Annotated in this window: 5 protein-coding genes; all 5 read left to right on the forward strand. The window is 27.1% G+C overall.

Annotation, left to right across the window (positions count from 1 at the left end; all coding sequences use genetic code 11):
• Positions 1 to 248: 248 nt before the first annotated feature.
• The 5 genes from Q5F54_RS09235 (at position 249) to Q5F54_RS09255 (ending at position 6,534) form a co-directional block, all read left to right on the forward strand.
• Positions 249 to 1,484: a VanW family protein gene (locus tag Q5F54_RS09235; RefSeq protein WP_071120438.1), complete on the forward strand. Its 1,236-nt coding sequence runs from the start codon at positions 249 to 251 to the stop codon at positions 1,482 to 1,484.
• 120 nt (positions 1,485 to 1,604) lie between these two features.
• On the forward strand, positions 1,605 to 3,260 hold the full coding sequence (locus tag Q5F54_RS09240; protein ID WP_277231483.1) for an alpha-glucosidase: 1,656 nt from the start codon (positions 1,605 to 1,607) through the stop codon (positions 3,258 to 3,260).
• 426 nt (positions 3,261 to 3,686) lie between these two features.
• Positions 3,687 to 4,445, forward strand: coding sequence for a polysaccharide deacetylase family protein (locus tag Q5F54_RS09245; RefSeq protein WP_281538729.1), 759 nt, complete (start codon positions 3,687 to 3,689; stop codon positions 4,443 to 4,445).
• Between the two features lie 85 nt (positions 4,446 to 4,530).
• Entirely contained in the window at positions 4,531 to 4,950 is a 420-nt protein-coding gene (locus Q5F54_RS09250) for a hypothetical protein (protein WP_281538728.1), read from the forward strand.
• 183 nt (positions 4,951 to 5,133) lie between these two features.
• A complete protein-coding gene (locus Q5F54_RS09255; RefSeq protein WP_277230892.1) occupies positions 5,134 to 6,534 on the forward strand; it encodes a cation:dicarboxylate symporter family transporter in 1,401 nt (466 codons plus the stop codon).
• The last annotated feature ends 88 nt before the right edge of the window (positions 6,535 to 6,622 follow it).

Consider the following 6,622-nt stretch of genomic DNA (forward strand, 5'->3'; position numbering starts at 1 on the left):
AACTTCTCTGAATTATCTAGAGCATGTCTTAAATTAATTTGAGCATCTTGAAGACTAGAAAAAGCATCAGTTAAATGTTGTTTAGAATTTTTCATAAATACCTCCATATAAAATGTTATAAATATACACTAAAAGTATTTGCAAAATAAACATATTTATTCATAAAGATATATAGCAATAATAAGAATATAAAACAAATTATAGGCAAACATAAATTTATAAAAATATATCAAGGAGTACGTATAATAATGGGTAAATATAAATTAATTAATAAATTCACATTAATATCATCTTTATTTATAATACTAATTTTAACTACAGGTATGTCAAATCAAAATAATAGTTTTAGTGGTAAAATATTTAAGAATATATATATTGAACAAGTACATGTTGGAAAAATGAAGTTAGATGAAGCTAAAGATGCAGTAGATAAAAAATATTTGCTTAAACCAATATACATGAAATATAAAGATAAAACATGGTGTATAAACCCACAGGATATAGACCTAAGCTATAATACTGATGATGCAGTTAAAAATGCATATAGCTATACTAGAAGCGATAGTAATATAGAAAATATAAAAAGAAAATGTAATTTGGACCTAAATAAACCATATAAAATTAAGCTAAATGCAACTTATAATGAAGTTAAATTAAGCGAACAATTATCATATATTCAAAATGATATAAATAAGAAAGTTCAACAAGCTACATTAGAAATAAGTGATAGTGGGCAGATGATAACAACTCCATCAAAGGAAGGATTAGAAGTCGACATTGCTTCCTTAAAAGAGCAAATATACGATATGATAAAAAATAAAGATATAAAAGATATAAAACTTCCTGTAAAAATTATAAAGCCAACAATTACTACAGAACAAGTAAAATCTATAAATACTATATTAGGTCAATTTAGTACAAGTTTTAATGAAAATAGTGCAAGGGGAAGTAATATATATGTTGCTGGAAAGAGCACTAGTGATATACTTATAATGCCTGGTGATACATTTTCATATAATAAATCCACTGGAGCAAGAACATGGAGTAATGGATATAAAACTGCAAAGGTAATAGTAGGTGGAAGATATGTTAATGGCGAAGGCGGTGGGGTATGTCAAGTATCAACTACAATATATAATGCTGCTTTAATGTCAGGTCTTGAAATACAAGAAGTTCATAATCATACATATCCATCTCACTATGTGTCAAAGGGAAGGGATGCAGCAGTATCTTATGGATATATAGATTTAAAATTTAAAAACAACTTTGCTCATCCTATATATATAAAAAATATAGTTGCAAATGGAGCGATTACTTCTAAAATATATGGTTGTAATCAAGATAGAGAAAAATTATATATAAGAACACAAGAAAGTCGTGAAAAAGACAAAATAATAGTAAAGACATATAGAGTATTTTTAGGAGAAGAAAATAATAAAATAAGGGAAGAATTAGTATCAGAGAATAAATATAAAATAAAATAAATATATTGAAAACATTTTTCTTTAATGATATATTTAAATTAAGAAAAAATAAATGTCAAATTAATTGGCATTTATTTTTTAATAAAAGAGCAAACGATTACATTGTTTAAGGGGGATATAATGGAAAAAAAGTGGTGGAAAGAAGCAGTTGCATATCAAATATATCCACGTAGTTTTATGGATTCAAATAATGATGGAATAGGGGATTTACAAGGAATAATATCAAAATTAGATTACTTAAAAGATTTAGGAATAGATGTTATTTGGATATGTCCTGTGTATAAATCTCCAAATGATGATAACGGATATGATATAAGCGATTATCAAGATATAATGAGCGATTTTGGAACTATGGAAGACTTTAATGAATTATTAAGTGAAATTCATAAAAGAAATATGAAGATTATAATAGATCTAGTAATAAATCATACAAGCGATGAGCATCCTTGGTTTATAGAGTCTAGGTCATCTAAACAAAATCCAAAGAGAGATTGGTATATTTGGAGAGAAGGAAAAGATAATAAAGAACCAAACAATTGGGAAAGTATATTCAAAGGATCAGCATGGGAATATGATGAAAATACAAAGGAATACTACCTACATCTGTTTAGTAAAAAGCAACCAGATTTAAACTGGGAAAATGAAGATATGAGAAATGAAATATATAAGATGATAAATTGGTGGTTAGATAAAGGAATAGATGGATTCAGAGTAGATGCTATAAGTCATATAAATAAAGAGGAAGGATTAGTTGATATGGACAATCCTGATAATTTAAAATATGTGCCATCTTTTGATAAACATATGAATGTTGAAGGAATACATGACTATCTAAGAGAGTTAAAAGAAAATACATTTAGTAAATATGATATAATGACTGTAGGAGAAGCAAATGGTGTAAAAGCTGAACAAGCTACTGATTGGGTTGGAGAAAATGATGGAAAGTTTAATATGCTATTTCAGTTTGAGCATATAGATTTATGGAATAGCTCAGAGTTTAATTTACCAAATTTAAAAAAAGTATGGAATAAGTGGCAAGTTAATCTTGAAAATGATGGATGGAATGCATTATTTATAGAAAATCATGATATAACTAGGGTAGTATCATCTTGGGGTGATGATACTAGATTTTTAAAAGAAAGTGCTAAAGCGTTAGGATTACTATACTTTATGCATAAAGGGACACCATTTATATATCAAGGACAAGAAATTGGTATGACAAATGTTAAATTTAATGATATAAACGAATATGATGATATTAGATCCATAAATGAATATAATCAGCTTATAAATCAAGGGATGAGTCCAAAAGATGCATTAGAACATATATGGAATACATCAAGAGATAATACTCGTACACCTATGCAGTGGGATGATAGTTTAAATGCGGGATTTAGTAAATCTAATCCATGGATTCATGTAAATCCTAATTATAAATATATAAATGTAAAAGAACAACTTGAAGATGATGACTCAATACTTAACTTTTATAAAAAAATGATAAAAATTAAGAAGAGTAGTGAATGTCTAATATATGGTAAATACAATCTTATACTAGAGGATGATACAAATATATTTGCATATGAAAGAATATTAAATGATGAAAAATTCTTAGTAATATGCAATTTAAAAAGCGAATCTTCTAATTATAAATATGAGAAATTAACGTTAAAGTATGAAAATTTAATATTATCTAATTATAATGTAGATGCTCATAAAGACTTAAATAATTTTGAATTAAAACCTTGGGAAGCAAGACTTTATAAAATAAACTAAGTGTGATTTTGTTATATGAGTACAAATACACTAAATAATAAATAGGAAAAATAGGAAAACAACTATAAACGATGTTTTCCTATTTTTTTACGTATACGGAAATTACATCATAACTATATTTGTGAATAAACTATGAATATAAGTAATATCAATGACTTTATAAACGTAAAAAATAACATTTTTGAGCAACGGATGTATCTGTAGCGGTAGAAAGAATATATCGTTGGCGAAATGAGCGAAGCGAATTTTTTATTATATATAAATTATCTTATATAGTTAAAATGAGATATTATGAATTTCCATTTATTTATATATTTTTATTTAGCAAATAAATGATAAAAGAAGAAATTTGACAAATAATATAAATGAGAAATAAATAAATTCGTAAGAAGACATAAAAGCTAAATAAACATTGGAGGGATACTTATGAAAACTAAGAAAAGTAAAGTTTTAATAATGCTAAGTATAGCAGTAATCTTTTTTATAAGTTCTAATAGTTCTTATTGTGATGCATATTCTGTTAAATATAAAACTACAACAAATAGTCAAGAAAAAGAAACTATAAATGAATCATATAATTCTAGAAAAGTAGCTTATATAACAATAGATGATGGTCCATCAAAGTACACAGATGATATATTAAGAATATTAGATAAATATAAAGTCAAAGGAACTTTCTTCTTGATAGATAGAAATATGAAAATTTATCCAGAGAAAGTAAAGAAAATAGTAGAAAGTGGAAATACAGCTGGCCTTCATAGTGTATCACATGATATTCATAAGTTGTATAAAACAAGTATTTCTGCAAAAGAAGAATTTGATTTAAACAATCAAACTTTTTATGAAATTACTGGAAGATATTCAAACTTAGTTAGATTACCATATGGAAGTAAACCATATGCATCTAAAGAGAGTTATAATAACTTAGTAAATGCAGGATATAAGATATGGGATTGGAATATAGATACACAAGATTGGAAATCTTCATCTAGTGAAATAGTAGAAAATGCAAAAACATATTCTAAAAATAAAAATGAAATAGTACTATTGATACATGAAAAAAAACAAACAGTAGAAGCATTAGACTCTTTAATAAATTACTTAATTAAAGAAGGGTATGATATTTTACCAATAAATGAAAATCAAGATCCTAAGAACTTTTGGTTAAAAAATCTCTATAAATAAATATTTATAGAGATTTTTTTGTGAAAGTATTGTAATACAGTGCATATAATTTACTAATGTAAATAGGTAAGAAGGGAAGATTATTATGGATATTAAAAGTAACAATCGCCAAACTGGTGCAGGTATAGCTAGTACAAGTGCTAGTACGGGCGCTTCTGATAATACCTCTCAAAATATAAATACAGGTTTAAACAGCTTTAGTTATGCAGACTTTGTATTATTATCATCAACAATATCATATGCCATAGCAGAAGAAGTAAGCGTAGAAGATTTAGAAATATTAGTAACTTTTCTTGGAATGATATCTGCTGATCTAGCTCTACTACTTATAAAAAAAGGTCGATTAGCTGCAAGTCAAGCTGCACAAAGTACTAGTATAGACACTACTACAGAGGAAACATCTGAAGATGTAGAGTCAACATTAGTTAGAAAATCTAGACATAGAAAAAAAAAGAAAATTAAAAAAAAGAAAGTAAAAATAAAACAAGTTTATAATAAAAAATAAAGTAAAAATGAGTATTATACATATAAAATTTAGTTAATATAGAATATAGATGTGTTTTTTATACTAAAAAGTAAAAAAAAGTAATAAAATGTATTGACTTTGTTAAATTAATAATATATCATAGTTTTTGTCAAAAGACTAAATTGACATAAAAATTTCATATACACGGAGGAAGATTATAAAATGGGAGAGAGTTCATTCTTATCACAATTCCTTATGATTACAGATTTAAAAACTGTTATTTTTATAGCTGTACTTATAGGAACATTTTTTATTGTTAAGCAGTTCGAAAAGAAAAAAGTTAAATTTTCTACAAGAACAATATATGCAACAATAATAGGACTTATATTAGGGGTTATTATACAATTAGTAGCAGGACTTCCAGAAAATCCAGCAGAAGTTACTTGGTTACAAGAAGTTACTAAATGGTATGGATTATTTGGTTCAGGATTTATGGATCTATTAAAGATGTTAGTTGTTCCAATGGTATTTGTATCAATATTAAGAGTTATCATAAATATGGGTGAAGGTGATGACTTAGGAAAATTAACATTTAAATCATTAGGAATGTTACTTATGACAACTGCACTTGCTGCAATAGTTGGTATAGTAGTAGGGAATGTTATGAAACTAGGTGTAGGAACAGATGTAGTAGCTACTGCAGATACAGAGCTTAGAGAAATAACTCCTTTAGTTGATACTTTAAGAGGATTATTACCATCAAATCCTGTTGCATCTATGGCTGATGGAAATATAGTTGCTATAATAATATTTGCTACATTCTTAGGACTTGCAGTAAAGAGATTAAGCAAAAAGTACTTAGATATTATAAAGCCATTTATAGATTTAGTAGAAGCATTCTATAAGATAATAGTATCAGTTGCTATGACAGTAATTAAGTTTATGCCATATGCAGTAGTTGCTTTACTAGCAAATACTATAACAGCTCGTGGATTAGCATCTATGATATCTGTTGTTCAGTTCATAGTAGCATTATACATATCAGTTGCTATAATGTTTGTTATACATTTAATAATAATAGCACTAAATGGATTAAATCCAATAACTTATATAAAAAATGCTGCAGAGCCATTACTTCTTGCATTTACATCTAGATCAAGTTTAGGTACATTACCTGTTACAATAGAGGCTTTAACTGATAAGCAAGGTGTTGAAGAAGGTGTTGCAAGTTTCACTGCAAGTTTAGGTGCTAATATGGGTATGAACGGATGTGCTGGTATATATCCAGCATTAATGGCAGTAACAATAGCTAATATGGCTGGTGTTGAAATGAATGCAAGCTTCTATGCAATGCTTTTAGTTGTTATAACTATAAGTTCGCTAGGTATAGCAGGACTTCCAGGAACAGCGACAATGGCAGTTTCAGTAGTTTTATCAGGTGTAGGTATCGGATCATACTTCCCACTAGCTGGTGGAATACTTGCAATAGATCCAATACTTGATATGGGACGTACAATGTTAAATGTAAATGGTTCAACTACTACAGCTGTAATAGTTGGAAAGTCTCTTAAAAAGTTAGATAAAGAAGTATTTAATGGTGCTTCAGTTTCAGAAAATAACTAAAAATGATAAAAAAAGCTATCTATATTTAGATAGCTTCAGAGCGTAGACAAAGTCTACGCTCTTTTATTTTTGTCAATACTCTTTATGA

It is taken from the genome of uncultured Romboutsia sp. (assembly GCF_958366745.1).
In the GTDB taxonomy this organism is placed as follows: domain Bacteria; phylum Bacillota; class Clostridia; order Peptostreptococcales; family Peptostreptococcaceae; genus Romboutsia; species Romboutsia timonensis.